23 protein-coding genes are annotated in these 18,542 nt (G+C 62.0%); 11 read left to right on the top strand and 12 right to left on the bottom strand.

Going from position 1 to position 18,542, the window contains the following annotated elements:
- Positions 1–167 precede the first annotated feature (167 nt).
- From B8746_RS04695 to B8746_RS04675, 5 genes are all read left to right on the top strand, one after another.
- Positions 168–1,142 (top strand): peptidylprolyl isomerase, encoded by a 975-nt coding sequence (locus tag B8746_RS04695; RefSeq protein WP_084392070.1) that lies wholly within the window; start codon positions 168–170, stop codon positions 1,140–1,142.
- Positions 1,139–2,389 (top strand): bifunctional glutamate N-acetyltransferase/amino-acid acetyltransferase ArgJ, encoded by a 1,251-nt coding sequence (gene argJ, locus B8746_RS04690; RefSeq protein WP_084392069.1) that lies wholly within the window; start codon positions 1,139–1,141, stop codon positions 2,387–2,389. Before B8746_RS04695 ends, argJ begins: the two co-directional genes overlap by 4 nt.
- Entirely contained in the window at positions 2,386–2,790 is a 405-nt protein-coding gene (gene mutT / locus B8746_RS04685; RefSeq protein WP_084392068.1) for an 8-oxo-dGTP diphosphatase MutT, read from the top strand. The genes argJ and mutT overlap by 4 nt, the downstream gene beginning before the upstream one ends.
- 10 nt (positions 2,791–2,800) lie before the next feature.
- Entirely contained in the window at positions 2,801–2,968 is a 168-nt protein-coding gene (locus tag B8746_RS04680; RefSeq protein WP_084392067.1) for a Flp family type IVb pilin, read from the top strand.
- Between the two features lie 79 nt (positions 2,969–3,047).
- Positions 3,048–4,211, top strand: coding sequence for an epoxide hydrolase family protein (locus B8746_RS04675; RefSeq protein WP_084392066.1), 1,164 nt, complete (start codon positions 3,048–3,050; stop codon positions 4,209–4,211).
- Between the two features lie 9 nt (positions 4,212–4,220).
- Here B8746_RS04675 and B8746_RS04670 read toward each other — a convergent pair whose 3' ends face one another.
- The 4 genes from B8746_RS04670 to B8746_RS04655 form a co-directional block, all read right to left on the bottom strand.
- Complete coding sequence (locus B8746_RS04670; protein ID WP_084392065.1) at positions 4,221–4,523, bottom strand: aa3-type cytochrome c oxidase subunit IV; 303 nt, start codon at positions 4,521–4,523, stop codon at positions 4,221–4,223.
- Between the two features lie 99 nt (positions 4,524–4,622).
- Positions 4,623–5,060: a DUF1178 family protein gene (locus B8746_RS04665; RefSeq protein ID WP_084392064.1), complete on the bottom strand. Its 438-nt coding sequence runs from the start codon at positions 5,058–5,060 to the stop codon at positions 4,623–4,625.
- Between the two features lie 12 nt (positions 5,061–5,072).
- A complete protein-coding gene (grxC, locus tag B8746_RS04660) occupies positions 5,073–5,333 on the bottom strand; it encodes a glutaredoxin 3 (RefSeq protein WP_084392063.1) in 261 nt (86 codons plus the stop codon).
- A gap of 28 nt (positions 5,334–5,361) precedes the next feature.
- Positions 5,362–6,132, bottom strand: coding sequence for a ComF family protein (locus B8746_RS04655; protein WP_084392062.1), 771 nt, complete (start codon positions 6,130–6,132; stop codon positions 5,362–5,364).
- On the opposite strand from B8746_RS04655, the gene B8746_RS04650 reads away from it, so the two are divergent.
- On the top strand, positions 6,131–7,036 hold the full coding sequence (locus B8746_RS04650) for a methyltransferase domain-containing protein (RefSeq protein ID WP_084392061.1): 906 nt from the start codon (positions 6,131–6,133) through the stop codon (positions 7,034–7,036). The genes B8746_RS04655 and B8746_RS04650 overlap by 2 nt on opposite strands.
- 241 nt (positions 7,037–7,277) lie before the next feature.
- Here the strand turns inward: B8746_RS04650 and B8746_RS04645 are convergent, their stop codons facing one another.
- The 5 genes from B8746_RS04645 to B8746_RS04625 form a co-directional block, all read right to left on the bottom strand.
- A complete protein-coding gene (locus B8746_RS04645; RefSeq protein WP_084392060.1) occupies positions 7,278–7,946 on the bottom strand; it encodes a DUF1013 domain-containing protein in 669 nt (222 codons plus the stop codon).
- Between the two features lie 144 nt (positions 7,947–8,090).
- A complete protein-coding gene (locus B8746_RS04640; protein ID WP_084392059.1) occupies positions 8,091–9,704 on the bottom strand; it encodes a DUF4332 domain-containing protein in 1,614 nt (537 codons plus the stop codon).
- Between the two features lie 95 nt (positions 9,705–9,799).
- Positions 9,800–10,462: an N-acetylmuramoyl-L-alanine amidase gene (locus B8746_RS04635; protein WP_084392058.1), complete on the bottom strand. Its 663-nt coding sequence runs from the start codon at positions 10,460–10,462 to the stop codon at positions 9,800–9,802.
- Positions 10,463–10,517: 55 nt separating this feature from the next.
- Positions 10,518–11,930, bottom strand: a complete 1,413-nt coding sequence (locus B8746_RS04630) for an HWE histidine kinase domain-containing protein (protein WP_084392057.1) — start codon at positions 11,928–11,930, stop codon at positions 10,518–10,520.
- Positions 11,931–12,047: 117 nt separating this feature from the next.
- Positions 12,048–13,025, bottom strand: a complete 978-nt coding sequence (locus B8746_RS04625) for an NAD(P)H-quinone oxidoreductase (RefSeq protein WP_084392056.1) — start codon at positions 13,023–13,025, stop codon at positions 12,048–12,050.
- Positions 13,026–13,110: 85 nt separating this feature from the next.
- Between B8746_RS04625 and B8746_RS04620 the strand changes: the two genes are divergently transcribed.
- Both B8746_RS04620 and B8746_RS04615 read left to right on the top strand, forming a co-directional pair.
- Positions 13,111–13,281, top strand: coding sequence for a DUF1192 domain-containing protein (locus tag B8746_RS04620; RefSeq protein WP_084392055.1), 171 nt, complete (start codon positions 13,111–13,113; stop codon positions 13,279–13,281).
- Between the two features lie 106 nt (positions 13,282–13,387).
- The gene (locus B8746_RS04615; protein WP_084392054.1) at positions 13,388–13,930 is read left to right on the top strand and encodes a DUF1465 family protein; all 543 of its coding nucleotides are present in this window, start codon (positions 13,388–13,390) and stop codon (positions 13,928–13,930) included.
- Positions 13,931–13,972: 42 nt separating this feature from the next.
- Here the strand turns inward: B8746_RS04615 and B8746_RS04610 are convergent, their stop codons facing one another.
- Positions 13,973–14,431, bottom strand: coding sequence for a winged helix-turn-helix transcriptional regulator (locus B8746_RS04610; RefSeq protein WP_084392053.1), 459 nt, complete (start codon positions 14,429–14,431; stop codon positions 13,973–13,975).
- Positions 14,432–14,536: 105 nt separating this feature from the next.
- Here B8746_RS04610 and B8746_RS04605 point away from each other — a divergent pair, with 105 nt between their 5' ends.
- The 3 genes from B8746_RS04605 (at position 14,537) to B8746_RS04595 (ending at position 16,301) form a co-directional block, all read left to right on the top strand.
- Positions 14,537–15,085: a GNAT family N-acetyltransferase gene (locus B8746_RS04605; protein WP_084392052.1), complete on the top strand. Its 549-nt coding sequence runs from the start codon at positions 14,537–14,539 to the stop codon at positions 15,083–15,085.
- Between the two features lie 73 nt (positions 15,086–15,158).
- Positions 15,159–15,749 carry a peroxiredoxin family protein gene (locus B8746_RS04600; protein ID WP_084392051.1) on the top strand — a complete coding sequence of 197 codons (591 nt, stop codon included), beginning with the start codon at positions 15,159–15,161 and terminating at the stop codon, positions 15,747–15,749.
- 42 nt (positions 15,750–15,791) lie between these two features.
- The gene (locus tag B8746_RS04595; RefSeq protein WP_084392050.1) at positions 15,792–16,301 is read left to right on the top strand and encodes a hypothetical protein; all 510 of its coding nucleotides are present in this window, start codon (positions 15,792–15,794) and stop codon (positions 16,299–16,301) included.
- Here the strand turns inward: B8746_RS04595 and B8746_RS04590 are convergent, their stop codons facing one another.
- Together B8746_RS04590 and B8746_RS04585 are read right to left on the bottom strand one after the other, a co-directional pair.
- Complete coding sequence (locus B8746_RS04590; protein ID WP_084392049.1) at positions 16,302–16,784, bottom strand: arsenate reductase ArsC; 483 nt, start codon at positions 16,782–16,784, stop codon at positions 16,302–16,304.
- Positions 16,781–18,508, bottom strand: coding sequence for an amidase (locus B8746_RS04585; protein WP_084392048.1), 1,728 nt, complete (start codon positions 18,506–18,508; stop codon positions 16,781–16,783). Before B8746_RS04585 ends, B8746_RS04590 begins: the two co-directional genes overlap by 4 nt.
- Between the last annotated feature and the right edge of the window lie 34 nt (positions 18,509–18,542).

Raw genomic sequence — 18,542 nt, 5'->3', positions numbered from 1 at the left:
GTTGACTTGGTTAGGCCCTCCTGCCTTGAACTTCTTTACAGGAGGTGCACACGGAAGTGTATGCGAATGGGCACACTAACCTCTCGACCAGTACCCGCCGGAGACTTAAGAACGCGGCTCAGGGGTGTCAATGCGGGCGGCTGTAGGTGAATCAGAAGGGAAAATGCATGAAATCCTCCCGGACTTTGCTCCTCGGTCTGTGCCTGTCGGCCGGACTGGTCTTGGCTTCATGTGACACGGAGTTCACGAACCCCGTCCGCAGCCCGGTCGGATTCGACGCGTCTACCGCAGCGGTGGTGAATGGCGAGCCGATCTTCATTTCCGATGTCGAGCTCGAAGCGGTTGCGCAGGGCCGGATTGAAGCGGGCGAGCCATTCGGCCCCGACCACACCGAATACCAGCTTGTCCTGGAACAGCTCATCGACCAGCGCCTGCTCGCCCAGGAGGCTGTGCGGCGCGGACTGGATCGCACGCCGCAAGCCCAAAGACGGCTGGAGACAGCCCGCGAGCGCCTTCTCGGGAATTTCCTGATGGAAGACCTTGTCGCGACGGAGGTCACCGAAGAGGCGATCAACCAGATGTATGACGAGCAGGTGAAACTGCAGCAGATTGATGATGAGGTCCGCATCCGCCACATCCTGTTCGAGAGCCAGGAACAGGCGGCGGCCGTCCTGCCGCGGGCGCGCGGCGGCGAGGACTTCACAGCGCTTGCATTCGAGTTTTCCAAGGACACGCGAACGCGGCTGGATGGCGGGTCGTTTGGCTGGGTTTCCCCGAACGAGATGATCGACCCCTTTCCCTCCATTATTGCTGACACGCCTGTGGGTGAGATTTCCGAGCCGTTCGAATCCGAGCAGGGCTGGCATATCCTCAAGGTCGAGCAGCGGCGAACGCGCCCGCCCAAGACCAAGGAGGAGATGCGTCCCGAAATCGTGACCTATCTCACCTTCACCAAGATCAGCCAGATCCTGAGGGAGCTGCGGGTCAGCGCGAGAATTGAGCAGCGCGATGGTGGACGGGCCATGGTGCCGCCATCCATGGTCGATGAGGCAGGCGATGGCGCAGGACCGGCCGGCGAGGATGGCGATCCGCCGATTGAGACAGTTGAACCGGATGAGGATGAAGGTCCTGTAGAAGAATGAAGCTGAAACCCTCCCCATTCGCGCCAGCGAGCTTTCCAGCGCTTCCGGCCATCAAGGGTGTACAGGCTGCGACGGCCTCACGCGGCTTCTATGCCAAGCGCGGTATCGAGCGTGATGACGTGTTCCTGTTCCTGATGCCGGAAGGCACGAGCGTGGCCGGCGTGTTTACCCGGTCGCATACGGCATCGGCAGATGTCGAATGGTGCCGTGAGGCCCTGCTTCAGGGGAAAGGAAGCGGGCGTGCCGTCGTCGTCAATGCAGGCAATTCCAACGCCTTCACCGGTGTTGCGGGCGTGCAGAAGAATGAAGCGACGCTGACGGCGATGGTCGAGACGCTGGGTGTGCCGAAGGAACAGTGCTTTCTTGCTGCAACAGGCGTTATCGGTGAGCCGCTGCCAGACCCAGCCTATGTCGGCAAGATGCTGCCGCAGCTAAACGCGGCGCTGGGCACGCCTGACTGGGAAGCATGCGCGCGGGCCTTCTCGACCACCGATACCTATCCCAAGGGGGCCGGGACAGAGACCGAGATTGACGGTGTGCCGGTTGCGATTACGGGCATTCTGAAAGGCTCTGGCATGATCATGCCGAACATGGCAACCATGCTCTGCTATGTCTTCACCGACGCCGCCATCGCGCCGGACGTCCTGGACGAATTGCTGCGCGAAGTGGTCGATCCGACGCTGAACTCGGTGACGGTGGACGGTGACACGTCGACGTCCGACACCTGCATGCTGTTTGCCACCGGGTCATCCGGCGCGCCTCTGATTGAGGACGGGTCCGACCCACGCCTGGATGCATTCAGGGAAGCGCTCTATGACGTGTTCCGTAATCTCGCGCACCAGCTGGTCAAGGATGGCGAGGGCGCGACAAAATTCGTCGAGATCTGTGTGGAGAATGCGGTCACGGCGCAGTCGGCCAAGACGATTGGTCTCAGCATCGCAAATTCGCCGCTGGTAAAGACGGCGATTGCGGCGGGAGATGCCAATTGGGGCCGGATCGTCATGGCGGTCGGCAAATCGCTCGAGCCGATCGTTCGCGACAATATGCGGATCTGGTTCGGCGACCTGCTGATTGCGGAAGGAGGCCTGCGGGCACCGGGCTACGATGAGGCGGCCGCAAGCGCGCACTTTGCGCAGGACCATATCAGCATTCGTGTCGATGTTGCGGCGGGCGACGAGGCGTGGACCGTCTGGACCTGCGACCTCACGCACGCCTATGTCGACATTAACGGCGCCTACCGGACATGACGAAGAAGCTTCTGCTGGTTTCGGCGGCGGCGATCTTTGACGGCGAAGGGCGGATTCTGCTCGCCCAGAGGCCGCCGGGAAAGGCGATGGCGGGGCTTTGGGAGTTTCCGGGCGGCAAGGTCGAACCGGGCGAGACACCGGCCATCGCCCTGGCGCGCGAACTGAAAGAGGAACTACAGATTGCGGTCGATCCGGAAAACCTGGAACCGATTAATTTTGCGAGTTTCGATTATCCTGACTTTCACCTTTTGATGCCACTTTTCGCCGTAAGTGATTGGGATGGTGAGCCTGTTGCGCTCGAAGGGCAGACGCTCGAGTGGGTCAAGCCAGCCGATCTAGATAAGTATCCTGCGCCGCCGGCAGACATCCCGCTCTTTGCGGATCTGGCGGCGCGTTTTTGAAGAGGTCGATATGATCCGTCATCTGTCTCAGCGTTTTCTCGGCGACTCACGTGGTGCGGCAGCCGTCGAATATGGCCTGCTTCTCGGTCTGATGGTGATCGCCATTGTGGGCGCTGTGACGGCTGTCGGCTCAAGCACCAGTGAGAATTTCAACTCCGTTAATGATGGCTTCAGCTAAGTAGCCTCTTTCCGCAGCGAGAGAATTGACGCAGCGGCCCTGCTGGCCTTGTTCGGACAGGTTCCGAACGGAGACGAGCATGAGCGAGCCGCAGCCCTTTCAAATCGATATCCGCCAGCAGGTTCTGGAGCGCATTCGCCAACGCGTGCGCGACTATCGCTGGTTCCCGGCCCCAGAGACCGGCGGCGACTGGCAGTTCGGTATGTCCGCCCCGGTGATGAAGGACATCCAGGCGTACTGGCTGAATGGCTATGACTGGCGGAAGGTCGAGGCCGAGCTCAATGCCTGGCCGCATTTCAAGGCTGAAGTTGACGGACAGGAGCTGCACTTCCTGCACATTGTCGGCGAGGCAGGCGGCAAGCGGCCCCTGCTGCTGACGCATGGCTGGCCGGGCTCATTCTACGAATTCTTCGAGGTGATCGGCCCGCTCGCCTTTCCTACGCAGCATGGCGGCAAGGCCGAAGACGCGTTCGATCTCGTAATCCCGTCCCTGCCGGGTTACGCCTTTTCCGGCAAGCCTGCCTCACCGATTGGCCAGAGGCGCACAGCTGAGCTGTTCGACGCGCTGATGCGCGATGTGCTCGGCTATGACACTTACCTCGCCCAGGGCGGGGACTGGGGCAGCATGGTGACTTCCTGGCTCGGCTTCAGTCACAGTCCGGCATCCGGTGGCGGCTGCAGGGCAATCCATCTCAACATGATGGCACTGCGGCCCAATCCGGCGACACCGCAGTCGGAAGAGGAGAAACGCTGGATCGTCCAGAGCCAGGCCGCGATGCAGGCCGAGGGCACCTATCTCATGCAGCAGTCGACCAAGCCGCAGACGCTGGCAATGGCGCTCATGGACTCACCGATGGGAACGGCGGCGTGGATCCTTGAGAAGTTCCACGGCTGGTCGGACCTGACGGATGGTGACCTCTTCAGCGTCTATTCGCGCGACCAGCTGCTGACCAATGTCATGCTCTATCTCGTCAACGAGGCGATTGCGACTTCGGTCTGGTACTATGCGGCCTTCTTCCTCGAGGGCGGCGGTGTCCTGCCAGAAGGCAAGCGCATCGAGGTGCCAACCGGTTTCGCGAACTATCCGGGGGAGACCTATATCATGGCCCCGCCGCGCAGCTGGGCGGAACGGGTCTATAATATCACCCACTGGTCAGACATGCCGAAGGGTGGGCATTTCGCTGCGATGGAAGTGCCGGAGCTGTTTGTTGAAGATGTCAGGAACTGGGTGCGGTCGCTCTGAGGCAACCGGCTACATCATCATGCTGACGAGGGCGATAATCAGCTGGATGAAGAGGGCGAGGCCGGTGAGGCCGATCACGGTCGCGATCCATGCGCCACCAAAGCCCATGCCGACGCCAATGGCGATACCGGTACCCGCCATCAGGGCGAGCGCGACAAGCCAGTTCATGCCCATGGACAGGGTGAACACCATATAGCCGACGGAAATCAGGAGGATCAGGCTGCCCCAGGCGCTGGCCTTCATGAAGCCGGAATACATTTTGGACTGGGCGTCGATCTTCATCTCGCCATGTGTGTAATTGCTCTCGGCCATTGGTCGTCTCCAAAGCGGGGGTCTTGCACGCCGTTTTATTTATACGTGTGCGAGCGTCAAGCGGCCAAGTGGTCGCGGGCTGCAACCGGGCGTGGCAAGCTAGTTCAGTCTCGACTTGTCGGGTTGTTTTTTCGGCGCGAAAGCCGGGTGAAGGGGCGTCGCTGGAACGCCTTCTTCGCGGAGGGCTTCGCGCTCTTCTGGCGTGGTCTCGCCCCAGATGGGCTTGTGCTCGCGTTCGCCATAAAACATTGAGCGCGCTTCCTCGGCAAAGCCGTCGCCAACATAGTCGTAATTTTCGGCGATGTGCTGGCGCGCCTTTGCGGCGAGCTTGCCGAAGACTTTTTCAGGATCGCTCGCGCCGGCCTTTTCGGAGGGACGTACTGACGGGGCCATGACCTGCTTTCGCACTGCGGTGCCTGAGCAGGAAGGGCAGATCACCTGTCCGGCCTCGACCTGCGTGTCGAAGCCGTCCGACGAGGCGAACCAGCCGTCAAAGGTTGCATCACAATCCTGGCATTCGAGGGCGTAGCGGATCATTTTCGTGTCTCGTCAGGCTCCCTGCAGCATCGGGTCAAGCTTGCCGGCGCGGTCGAGCGCAAACATTTCGTCGCAGCCGCCAATATGCGTATTTCCCACAAAGATCTGCGGGAAGGTTCGTCCACCATTGGAACGTTGAATCATTTCAGCTTTCTTGTCCGGGTCCATGCCAGCATCGATTTCGGTGAAATCGGCACCCTTCGTCTTCAGAAGGGATACGGCCCGTGAACAGTAGGGACAAAAGCCGCGCGTATAGATAGTGACTTTGGACATTCGAGCTCCAGAGTTTGGTGTCGTCCATCTATATGGTGACGTCCGAAGGCCTGACAACGCGCGCGAGCACCAGCACATGCACCTTGGCCGCCTTGCCCTTTTTCAGGGCACGGGTGCACGCTGCAAGCGTCGCGCCAGTGGTGAAGACGTCGTCGACCAGCAGGATACGCGCGCCTTCGATGCGACTGAGCCGACTGCGGCGGGCCGCGAATGCACCACGCACATTGAGATGACGCTCACGCGCCGAGCGGGTTCCCTGGCTTGGCGTGGCGCGCGTGCGCTTCAGCGCATCGTGGCAGACCGGTTTTCCCGTCTGGCGGGACAGGGCTGCGGCGAGCCAGCCCGACTGGTTGTAGCCGCGTGCCGCGAGCCGCCTGTAGTGCAGTGGAACCGGGACAATCAGGTCGGCCTGGTCAAGCAGGTCCTGCCCGGCTAGGGCCATCCAGCGGGCATAGGTGGCGAGCCCCTCACGGCGGCCAGCGCGTTTGAGGTCAAGCACGGGTTTGCGCGAGGCGTCATCATATTGCAGGGCGGCGCGGGCAGCGTCCCATTTCGGCGGCCTTGCTGCACACGCACCGCAAATGCCGGCATCGCCGAGGTCGGCCTCGAGTGGCAGGGCGCAGGTCTGGCAGCCTGCGCCAGTGAGAAAGGTCAGCCGGGCGAAGTCTTCAGGCGAGATCAGGCCATCGCCGCCATGATGATCGCCAGAGACAAGTGAGCGCGAAGGCCACACAAAACTGCCAATCGACCGCAGTCCGGTCTTTGCTGCACGCGACATGCGGTGCATATCGAGCCCCATGACACCAACCCCACCCAAGCTGTTCGACGCTGCCCAGGTGCAAATGCACCGCGACCGGGCCGCCGGAACCTATGGCGAATATGACTTCCTGAAACGCCGGGAGTCGAGTCAACTCATTGAACGGCTGGAAGACGTTTCCCGGACCTTCCAGCGGGCGCTGGATTTCGGGGCGCATGATGGCACAGCGACCGAAATGCTTGCGGCGCATCCGCAGGTTGCGGCGATTGAGGCGCTTGAGGCGTCGCCGCGGCTTCGGGCCCTGGCAATGGCAAGGGGTGTCGAGGCGCGCGGGATTGCCGGTGAGACCTTTGGCCTGCCGGATGCGACCTATGATCTGGTGACCAGCGTGCTGGCGCTGCACTGGGTGAATGACTTGCCCGGCGCGCTTATCCAGATCCGGCAGGCGCTCAAGCCGGATGGGCTGTTCCTCGGCTGCCTGTTCGGGGCGGGAACGCTCAGCGAATTGCGCACCAGCCTGATAGAAGCGGAAACAGAGCTGACAGGCGGGGCTGCACCGCGTGTCTCGCCACTGCCGGGGCTGCAGGACATGGCCGGGCTGATGCAGCGGGCGGGATTTGCGCTGCCAGTGGTCGATCTTGAGACAGTGACAGTGCGTTATGGGGACCCCTTCCGGCTACTCGCTGACCTCAAGGGCATGGGCGAACAGGCCGCGTTTGCGGCAAATGAGAAAGCGCCGCGCCGGCCGCTCTCGCCGCGCATCCTCGCTCGCATGGCGGAAATCTATGCCGAGCGCTTTGCCGACCCGGACGGGCGGCTGAGGGCGACATTCAATGTTGTCTGGCTGTCCGGCTGGGCGCCTGATGCGAGCCAGCCAAAGCCCCTGCGGCCGGGAAGCGCGAAACACTCGCTGGCCGATGCGGTGCGCAAGGCGGGAAAGCGCTGATCCGATAAGCAGGTGATGCGGCGGCCCACCCCGACCCTCCCCAGAGGGAGGCGATGGTTTCAAAGTTTACGCTTATCGCCCGCTATGGTTCGACTTCGCTCACCATGTCGGGCTTTTTCTTACGTTGCATTCAAGGCCGACATGGTGAGCGAAGTCGACCCATGAGGTCGCTGCCAAAATACCTGTATCTTGGCGCGCCGCCATCCCCCTTCCCCTTCATGGGAGGGTCGGGGTGGGGTGCCTAGTCCTTGAACGCGCTGAAGACGTCGTCGGCGTTTGGCTCATTGCTGTCGGAGGAAGACTGCTCGGCTTCGGAGGCCGCGTCGGCTTCCTCGGCTGGTTTGAGGCCCGGGCCTTCGCTTTCCTTCATCGCGTCGAGTTTCTTGCGGCGGTCAACGGCCTTGTTGACGACTTCGTCCAGCTCGATCTGTGAACAAAGGCCGAGGGTCACAGGGTCGACCGGTTTGATGTTCTGCGAGTTCCAGTGGGTTTTCTCGCGGACATTGGTGATGGTCGCCTTGGTCGTGCCGATCAGCTTGGAGATCTGCGGGTCGGAAACCTCAGGGTGGTTGCGGATGAACCAGGCAATCGCATCCGGCTTGTCGGCGCGGCGAGCGACCGGCGTATAGCGGGCGCCCTTCCGCTTTGGCTGCGGGATGTGAGCGATCTTCGACTCGGCCACGTGCAGGCGGTAGTCCGGATTCTCTTCGCCCTTGCGGATTTCCTCACGGGTAAGCTCACCGCGCGAGATCGGGTCCACGCCGCGCATGTTCTCGGCAACGTCGCCATCGGCAATGCCCTTGACTTCCAGCTTGTGCAGGCCGCACAGGTCCGCGATCTGGTCAAAGGAAAGCGTTGTATTGTCGATCAGCCAGACTGCTGTCGCCTTTGGCATCAGAATTTCGGCCATTTTGGGCTCCGTTTGCTTGGTCCCGAAACGCAAGCCGCCCGACCTTTCGGCCGGGCGGTCAGGGTTCCAGAAGGGGAATTATTCCTAACGGCAGAGATTATACGCGCTAAGCGCGCGAAAGGGAAGGCGGGTGCAACAGGACGATCAGCCCACGTCCTTCGCCATGCCGATCCAGCTGTTGATTTCTTCGGCGTCGGGGGCGCTTGAGCCGGAAATGATGCGGCGCGCTTCGGGGGTCTCGACAAAGGCTATGGAGGCCTTGAGAAGCTCTGAGGCGCTGGCATTGGCGACCGCCTCGAGACTGCGATAGCCGGCGCCGACGAGGATTTGCACATCGTGCACCCGCAGGCTCGGCAGGGCCATCTTGAGGCGCGCCTGGTCCTGCCAGTCCGCGAAGCTTTCCGGCGTGATGTAGCCGGTGTCGAGGGCGTCGGCGCTGTCCATCGGATTGGCGTCGAGCAGATCGGCTATCGTGGTGATGCCGATCTTGGCAAGGCGTTCGGCGGTCTTTGGCCCGATGGAAGGCGCGTCGACAACGTCGCTGTCCAGGGTGAGTTCGGAGGCTGCCGAGACGATGACCGGATCGCGGGACGCGGCTGGCGTTTCGTCCGCTTCAGGCTCTGTATCGGCGACAGGCGCAGTCTCGGCCTCCTGTTCCGGCACGGTGTCGACAGCGGGCTCTGGCAGCGGCGCCTCTTCCACAGGCGCTGCAGCAACAGGTTCTGGAACGGGCACCGCTTCCTGCATTGGCGCGGGCTCGACCTGTTTGACGTCAGGCTCGATGATGCGCGGGGTGTGTTTCGTGCCGGTTGGTCTGGGTGCAAGCGCGTCGAGCTTTTCAATCGGCATGCGCAGCACGTCGCGGGCGTGGACCTTGCGGATCGCCTTGTCGTCATCGGGGAGCGACTTGATGACCTTTCCGGTCTCCTGAAGCTCCTTGTACATCTTGGTCACGATCGCCCGGTCGGCGGCATTGTCCATCTTCTTGGTGACCCAGCGGATGGGAATGTCGAGCGTGGCGAGATAGCCGCGCAGCTTCAGGTTCACCTTCCTGGGTTTGACCTTCGCTTCCTTGATGGCGCGCACATAGAGCGTCGCGATGCCCTTGGTGGCATAGGCGCAAAGGTCGGCAATGGCGTCGAGCATCGTGTCGTCGAGCCCGGCAGGCGGGTTCTTCGCGCCGACATCAATATCGTAATGATCGATGAAGGTCTGATAGTGCGGGTGAGAGCGCTGCGCACCGGCCAGCACCATGTCAGCAACAAATCCCGGTCCATCGCCAGCCGGCACGTCAGGGTAGCCTTTTGCCTCAATGCGGCGGACGATCTCGTCCCGTGACTTGGCAATCGACCATTCGACGGCGCGGTGGATGGAACCTTCCTCTTCGGTCTGGCCGGTATGGAAGGGCTGACACGGGTCTGAATAATAGTGGCTCATCACGCCGAGCGCATAGGCGGCGTAGCCCCATTTCCTGTCGCGGAGGGCCTCGACCGCGCGGCCATACCATTCGGTGGCGGCATCCTGCGCGCCGCCCCAGTTGCCTTCGGAGACATGGAGGACGTGGTTCTTGAAGTCCTTGAAGTCGGTGTCAGGCGCCTTCGCCCCTTCCAGCAGCCACATATGCTCTGCCAGGAGCAGGTTTCGCCAGTCATCCGCGTCGGGGCCATCAATATGATTGAGCGCTTCCATCGCGATGAAGTGATGCGTCGAGCGGCAGCGATGCGCGACGATCACGTTCTGCAGAAGGCTGGTGGTCATGATGGCTCCCCGTTGTTTCCTCGGGGAGCATGAGAACGCCGCTTTGGTTAAGCCGCCGTTAACCGAGATTGACGGGAGGTTACCGGATGGCGGGCCTAATCGGCGAGCGCCGCCTTGAGGTCAGTCATGGGAAAGAGCGGGCCGGGGTCCACGCGCCTGTAATTGTCGCCGCAGCCTTCGAGCCGGCGGGGGTCGAGTTCGGAATGGCTGAAAACATCTTCAGGCCCGAGCCCATAATCGGCGGACAATTTTTTTACGAGCGCCGTGACCGCTTCGATCTGTGCCGGTGGAAACGGGTCCTTGCCGTCCCCATCATTGACGAGTTCGATGCCGATGGAGCGGCGGTTCACATTCTCGCGCACGCCGTGAAAACTGACATGGCCGGCCGTGCGAAGGTCCGGGCGCTGCTGGGCAATCGCGCCGTCGCGCCCGATCACGTAATGGATCGACTTGTCGTCCTGGTCGAGAAACCAGTCGCGCCAGAAAACGGCTGACCCGCCAATCTCGGCAAAGCGGATTTCGCCCGCCTCGCAGAGCGGGCCGCCGATTGTATGGATGACGATCATGTCAATTGTGTCGGCGCTGCGCGGCTCACCGCCATTGTGAACGAAGTCGGCCGGGAGCCGGTCAATAGTGAGGGGGGGCGGGGCGTCTGCGGTTTTCGGCGTGTCTGTGGGCGGCCAGGGCGTCACGCACGCCGCCATCAGCAGCGAGGCGGCTGCCGCCATTGCGATTTGTACCAAGCCCGATTTTGCCATGCCTCACTCGCTGGAAAGCTGAACATTGAAAAACAGATTATCGCAAGTCTGCGGACTATTGAATCTCTTCGAGTTTCTCGCGCGCCTGGCGCAGGGCATCAAGCAGGACTTCATCACGAAACGGCTTCGAGACGACAGCGCAGTCCCCCAGGCCGTCCGGCAGGTTTTCCAGCTCTTCATAACCTGTGCAGAAAACAATCTCGACCCCCGCGACACGCAGGCCCATCGCCAGATCGAAGGATTTCACGCCGCCCACATTTCCGTCAAGCAGGGCAATCTTCGGCATGTCCGATTCAACAAGTTCGCGGGCCTCTTCGACCGTTCCAGCCGGTCCGATGACGCGGTAGCCTGCCTCGGCTATCCTGAATTCGAGGTCCATGGCCGTCAGCACCTCATCCTCGACGATCAGGACTGAAGGCAGGTTCGTCGAATGCGATTCCGCAGCAGGCTGTATCAGCGACGGGTCCGGCTTGCGACCGGAGGGGTGATCGCGGTTGGTGCGGATGAAGATTTTCGCCTTGAGGCCTTCCCTTGTCCATTCGCGGTGAAGTTCGCCCTCGGCAAACTCGCGGATGAGACGGTCGAGCAGGGTTGTGCCAAATCCCGATTGTGAGGGAAGCGCAAGCAGTTCAATGCCGGATTCCTGCCAGAGGAGCTGGATTTCGCCCTGCTTAAGCTCCCAGGTGACATCAAGCCGACCATCCGGCGAGGATAGGGCGCCATATTTCGCCGCATTGGTCGACAGTTCATGGACGATAAGGGCGAGCGACTGGGCCGTGGATGGTTCCAGAATAATGGACGGCCCCGACAGCGTTACGCGCCGGAGCGTCCTGTCGTCATAGGGCGCGATTTCGTCGCTGATCAGGCGCTTCAGGTCTGCGCCGTCCCAGCGAGAAGCGGCCAGAAGGCTGTGGGCGCGGGCGAGCGATGCGATCCGGCCTTCGACCGATGCCTTGTAGGCTTCGACATTGTCGGCCTTGGTCAGGCTGACAACGGCCTGGGCGACAGCCAGCGCATTCTTGGCGCGGTGGTCGATCTCGCGCATCAGCAGTGTCTGGCGTTCTTCGGATTTCTTCTGTTCGGTGACGTCGGTATTGGTGCCGAACCAGCGCTGGATCGCCCCAGACTCGTCGCGGATCGGCAGGGCGCGCGACAGGAACCAGCGATACTCGCCCGTGTGACTGCGCAGGGGGAAGAGGTCTTCCCAAGGCTCGCCCGTGGTGAAGGCATGGGTGATTTTTTCGACCACCCGGTCGACATGGTCTGGGTGATGGACGGCCTTCCAGCCCCACCCCTTCATCTCTTCCAGCCTCGTGCCGGTGTAGTCGTACCAGCGCTGATTGTACCAGAAGATGCTGCCATCCGGCTCAGCCATCCAGGCCAGTTGCGGAATGGAGTTCGCCATGGTGTGGAACGCGGCCTCCATCGAGGCGGCGTCCCTACGCAAGGCTTCAAAGCGATGGGGCATCTAGATCCAAACTGTCGCTCGCGTCATGGAGAAAATTCCTGAGAGCACACTCGACGGTAACACACTCATAAAGTGTGCGCGAATCAATACTCTCGCGCGCTGCGCGCGATTCACAGGTCAGGAGAGGTCGAGCAGGATCTTTCCCGTGTGCCCGCCCTTGGCCATTGCTGCCTGCGCTGCATCGGCCTGGGCGAAGGGATAGACCTCATCAATGACGGGTCTTATCGCGCCGGAGGCGACGAGCGGCCAGAATTTCTCCTCAATGGCGGCGCGGATGTCTGATTTTTCCGCGACCGGGCGTGCTCGCAGCGTGGTGCCGGTCAGGACGAGACGCTTCAGCATGAGTGGCATCAGGTTGAGCTCAACCACAGGACCATTCAGATAGGCGATATTGCAGATGCGACCGTTCACCCTTGCGGCCGAGATGTTCTTCTGGACATAATCCCCGCCGACCATGTCGAGCGTGACGTCTGCCCCGCCGCCATCACGCACGACGGCCTCGAAATCCTCGGTCTTGTAATTGATCGCGCGCGTGGCGCCGAAGCCGGTGGCAGCCTCGCATTTCTCGGCTGTGCCTGCTGTGGTCCAGATGTCCTTTGCGCCCGCTGCTTTCACCATCTGGATCGCCATTGAGCCAATGCCGGATGTGCCGCCATGGATGAGGATGCTTTCACCCTCGCGAAAAGCGCACCGCATGAAGATGTTGGCGTAGACCGTCATCATCGCTTCAGGCAGGGCGGCTGCTTCCAGAAGGCTGAGATTTTCTGGAACGGGCAGGAGCGAGCCTTCATCGATTGCGGCGTATTCGGCATAGCCGCCACCCGCGAGAAGCGCGCAGACCTTGTCGCCGGGCTTCCACTTTGTGACCTTCGCCCCGACCGTCTCGACAGTGCCTGAACATTCAAGGCCCATGATCGGCGAGGCGCCTGGCGGCGGCGGATATTTTCCGGCGCGCTGGACCAGATCGGCGCGGTTGAGACCCGCAGCGGCGACTTTCACCAGAACCTCATTGTCACCGATTGCAGGTCGTTCGACCTCGGCGACTTTCAATGGCTGTCCGTCTTCGGCGATGATCGCTTTCATCATGTTAGTCATGGGAACGAGATTCCTGCTTGATTTGTTCGCGGCAGTGCATTTGCCTTGTGGCAAGCATGCCTAGAGGCACAAGGGAGATGGATCAATGTTTGAAGAAGAGGCACCGAAACCCGCCAAGCTGGACCTGGAAAGGCTCTCGGTTGATGAACTGAAAGCGCGTGTCGAAGCGCTGAAGGCTGAGATCGCCGCCTGCGAAGCGGAAATCCGCAAGAAACAGGATCACAAGTCTGCTGCAGACAGCATCTTCAAGAGCTGAGCGTGCCGTCTCTTAAGACCCCTTAAACGGGTTGCCCCGTAAAACGGAATGTGTTGCCCGCCAGCCGGGGCACGACAGACGCCGACGACAAGAATCCGAGACTTTCATGGCCGTATCTCCAGACTTCAGTGACGATTTCAACATGCCCGATTTTACCGCGAGCCGGGTGTTCGAGAAGGTCTTCGCTGATGGCATGGCGCTGGTTGAGGAAACCGCCTCCTATCTGGATGGTCCGGGCCGGGACATGTCGCAGAAGCTGCCGCGTGAGGCGGGCCTGACCTATGCCGCCTGGAGCATGGAGCTCACCACCAAGCTGATGCAGGCCGCAAGCTGGCTGGTCATGCAGCGCGCCGTTCGCGACGGTGACATGAAGCATGAGGATGCGCTGGCCAAGAAGTACCGGATCAGCCGCGATGGCCCACCGCTCGACCCGTCCAAGCAGCGCGGACGCGGCCTGCCAGACCATTTTCTCGATCTGGTCGAGAATGCCGAGAACCTGTTCAGCCGGATCTGCCGTCTCGACGCGGCCATCTACCTCGCCGGCCATGGCGACGAGGCCAGCCCGGTCATGCGCCAGCTGGAAGAACTGAAAGCGGCGGCAGAAGACGGCGCGTTCGACCCGCTTCGCGTCTGGGGCCGGGCCCGATAGGTCGACCGCCAACAACACTTCAGGAAGTCCTTTCGTGAGAGCCTAGCGCCGCAGGACGATCCGCAGATTGTCCGGCTGCACTTCGCGTCCGCTGCTGTCGACAAAGGCGGCGCGGACAGCCTCGCGGCTTCTCGCATCGGTGAAGCTGACGGGCGGCTGGCCGTCGCCATCGAGCCAGGTATCCCCCCATTGGGTGAGGGCGATCAGAATGGGACGAAGCGCCTCGCCCTTGGCCGTGAGGACATATTCGGGACGCGCGCGTCGGCCCTCCACCTTGTAGGCGCGCTTTGCGAGTAGCCCGGCTTCGACCAGTGATTTCAGGCGGCCTGAGAGGATGGTGCGGGGTGTGCCGAGCTCGGACTGGAAGTCATCGAAACGCCGGATGCCGTAAAGTGCTGATCGCAGGATCAGCATCGTCCAGCGATCCCCGATCTGTTCGATCGCCTTGGCGAGGTTGCAGTCTTCGGGCGGGACGGGCGATTTGCGAGAGAGCGGGATCATGATTGTGGACCCTGCATGGGTTCGCCTTCCAAATCCAGCCCCTTCGCGCAGGGATGAAACTCGTCTAGACCGACAGGCCTGCCCATACCGAGAGAAAGGTGCGACATGGCTATTGGCCCCACGCTTGAAACCGAGCGACTTATCCTGCGTCCGCCCAGGGCGGAAGATTTCGAGCCATGGTGTGCCCTGCATGCCGATGAGGAGGTCATGAAATATCTCGGAGGGACGCAGGGGCCGGAGCTGACCTGGCGGTCGGTTTGCGGCATGGCCGGAGCCTGGACCATTGAGGGCTTCTCCATGTTTTCCGTCATCGAAAAGTCGAGCGGCCAATGGGTTGGCCGGCTCGGTCCCTGGCGGCCGCATGGCTGGCCGGGCACCGAGATCGGATGGGGGCTGGCGCGCTCGTCCTGGGGCAAAGGCTATGCGACCGAAGGTGCGGCAGCGGCGATGGACTATGTCGTCGACACGCTGGGCTGGCAGGAAGTGATCCATACGATCCTGCCGGAGAATGCCGCCTCGGTCCGGGTCGCAGAGCGGCTGGGCAGCCAGTATCTGCGCAAGGCGCCGACCCCGCCGCCATTCGAAGGCATGATGTGGGATGTCTACGGCCAGACCGCCGAGCAGTGGCGGCAAAACCGCGGCTCGAAAGCCTGACCACATAATTGTGAGGTGCGTGTGATGGCGTTCGCGATTAGAGCGGGGGACATACCCAATCAAGGAGCTCCCCATGATCCGCACCAGTCTCGCCGCTCTCATCCTCGCTGGCCTTGCCGCCGCGCCAGCAGTCGCCGAACAGGACCAGATTCAGGTCGGCGCAGCGATCGGCCCGGAAGTGGGCAGTGCTGCGCCAGACGTCTCACTGGTCCGGCCGGATGGGACTGAGGTCTCGCTCGACGCGCTCACTGGCACGAATGGCGTGGCGATCAGCTTTGTGCGGTCGCTCGACTGGTGCCCCTATTGCCAGAAACAGGCGGCAGAGCTGGAGGCCGCGAATGCGCCGCTTGAAGCGGCGGGATGGCCACTCGTGCTGGTGTCGTATGATGACACAGAGACCCTGGCAGATTTTGCGGCGAAGAAGGAGCTTACCTACACGCTCGCATCGGACCCGGACTCGGCAGCCATAATGGCGTTCGGGCTTCTCAACGAGGACATGCCGAAAGGGTCGAAATATTGGGGCGTGCCGCATCCGGCAATCGTCTTTGTCGATGCTGATGGAACTGTGGCGGCGGTGCTGCGCGAGGAGGGCTACAAGGACCGCCCACCCGTGGAGGTCGTCACCCAGACCGCGATTGACCTCAATGAGGCAGCGGGAAGCTAAACCGCTGGAACCGGGAAGCCATGCCCTCTAGACAGGGAAGGCATGGCCCATCCCCTCTCCGCTCCGCTCGCAGACACAGCGAAATTTACCGCATCGCATGCAGGCATGGTCCCGGAAGTGGACTCAAGCCTGCCCTGGCTGGTGACGGGCGCTGTGCTGATGGTGCAGCAGGCTGCGATCATGGCCTTGTCAGAGGCTGGCACCGAATTGCCGCTGATGCCGGGTCCGAATGAACTCGTCGCGCGCATTGCTGATGAGACGGTTCTGGAGCAGCCATTCACCGCGCCGATGAAACCTGCAGACCACCGCGCCTTCGAACATGTTGTGGCGGCGCGCAATGATGTGATGCATCCACGCCCGACAGGGACAAAGGTGGACGCAGTGCGGCTGCCGGACGGGCTGATGGTGGCGGTCGGGCTGGTCCGGCATCTTGCCCTGACACAGCCAGTGCGGCGCTTCATGGTTGGAGAGGCCGATCAGGCCATACTCAGGGATGCGCTCGGCCAGATCGAAACTTCCGTTTCCTTCTGGCGGACGGTGCTGCCGAACTGATTACGAGGTCTTGTGAATGTCCTGCGCGGCGGTTTTGAGTTCAGCATCGCGCAAGGGTTCGAAGTCAATCTCAGCCAGTCTGGAGAGGCGTTTGTAGAGCGCGGCATAAGTGTCCTCGAAGGCGATACGCTGGCGCGACATCTGCTCGACGGCGGCAGGGTCCGGCAAGCCCCAATGGACCTGGACGGGGTGGCCCGGCCAGACGGGGCAGGATTCTCCCGCTGCGCTGTCGCAGACGGTGATGACGATATCCATCCGGGGTGCGCCCGGCTCTGCATAGACATCCCAGCTTTTCGATTCGAGGTCCCAGATATTGTGGCCCTTCGACTCCAGCACGCTGAGCGCCATGGCGTGAAGTTCGCCGCGGGGCCTCGACCCGCCGCTATAGCCGCGCATGTCCGGCAGGCTTGAGGCAATGACTTCGCCAATGATGGACCGCGCCGAATTGCCCGTGCAGAGTATGAGGACGTTGCGCGTCTTCAAAGGTCCGGTCTCGTGGCTGCGACACCAAGTTCGCGCTCAAGTACGGCGCCGAAGGCCAGCAGCTTTGCTTCCTGGAAGAGCGGGGCCCAGAGCGAAATGGCGACGGGCGTCTGCGCTGGCGGAGCATCCGGGTCAGATGGCGCGCCGAAAATGGTGCGCGGCCTGGTCTCCTGAAAGCCGGCACGCATGACAAGGCAGGGATGGCCGGTGAAATTTGTCGGTGTCAGGAGGCCGGAGGCGAAATTCGGCCCGATAACGAGATCGACGCCTTCAAAGGCTTGGTGCATGGCCTGCATCCAGCGGCGGCGGAGGCGGTCCACATTGATGATGTCGGCGGCTGTGAGGAAGCGGGCCGCGCGGAAACTGTTCGGCCATGCGGCGTCTTCCTGCCAGACCATTTCATCGTCGAGATCATTGAGCGTCAGCGCTTCGAAGGCAGCGGCTGCCTCAGCCAGCAATTGCTGTGGGAGCGGGCTTTGCGGCAGGTCGGGTGTCTTGAACGGGACGATTTCGGCGCCGAGCGACAGGGCGATATCGAAGGCTTCAAGTTCAGCCTCTGTCGCATTCTCGCGCCAGGCTTCGTCAAAGCCGAGTTTCAGGCCGGATACATCTTCCATTGGCGCGTAGGAAAAGCCGGCTTCCAGCGAACTGGGGTCTGCTGCGTCATAGCCGCTGATGGCCTGCAGGACATAGGCAAGGTCCTCGACGCTGCGCGCCATTGGGCCGACCTTGTCCAGCGACCAGCAAAGCGCCATGCCGCCGGCGCGCGATACGCGTCCAAATGTTGGACGCAGGGCAGACCCGCCACAACGATGCGACGGAGAGACGAGCGATCCCAGAGTCTCGGTGCCAATTGCGAAGCCGCAAAGGCCGGCTGCAACGGAGCTGGCTGAGCCCGCGCTTGAGCCGGATGATCCCTCGCGCGGGTCAAAGGGGTTGCGGGTGACCTCGTCGAACCAGATGTCGCCATAAGCCAGAGCGCCGCAGGTCGTCTTGCCGAGAAGCACAGCGCCGGCCGAGGCGAGCTTGCGCACCACGGTGCTGTCAGCCGATTTCACATCGCCGTCGCTATAGGGTTTTGCGCCCCAGGTGGTTTTGGCTCCGGCTGCGTCGAACAGGTCTTTCAGGCCATAAGGAATGCCGTGCAATGGCCCGCGATAGCGCCCCGCGCGAATTTCAGCATCCATGGCATCGGCTTCGGCGCGGGCGCGCTCCGGCATGACGGTGATCCAGGCGTGGAGTTTGGGATCGATTTCGTCGATGCGGGCGAGGTAGATATCCGTCAGCTGACGCGATGTGACGAGGCCGCGGCGAATCCAGTCCGCCAGTTGCGACACCGGTGCGAAGGCAATGTCTGCGTCGTCAGATGGCAGTGGGCGGGCCTCGACCCGCGAGGGGATGAGGGCGTTCCTGCCAAGATGGGTCTGATAGGTGACGCCGGGCAGGCGTGGATCGAAGGTCTGGGCGGGGGCAAGGTCGTTCGGCTTTTCGAAGGCACGCAGCTGCTGAATGGCGCTCAGCTGATCTTCAATGGTGGAGACCATCTGTTCGCGTTCGGCAGCCGTGAAGCTGACGCCCGCAACCTTCTCGGCATTGATGAGTGTGTCAGGGGTCATGGCTGCCTCTTCACCCTCCTGTGCGGCGCTGCGCCCCGACAGGGCGGCCAGTCCGCCAAGTCCTGCTGCTCCTGCCTTCAGAAGATTGCGTCTCGTCGTGACTTTCATGAGCGCTTCCCTGTTTGCGAAATGAATTTTCACA

The organism is Henriciella pelagia (genome assembly GCF_002088945.1).
GTDB lineage: Bacteria > Pseudomonadota > Alphaproteobacteria > Caulobacterales > Hyphomonadaceae > Henriciella > Henriciella pelagia.
The sequence above is the reverse complement of the archived record's forward strand: the minus strand, read 5'-3'. Positions and strand labels throughout refer to the sequence as shown.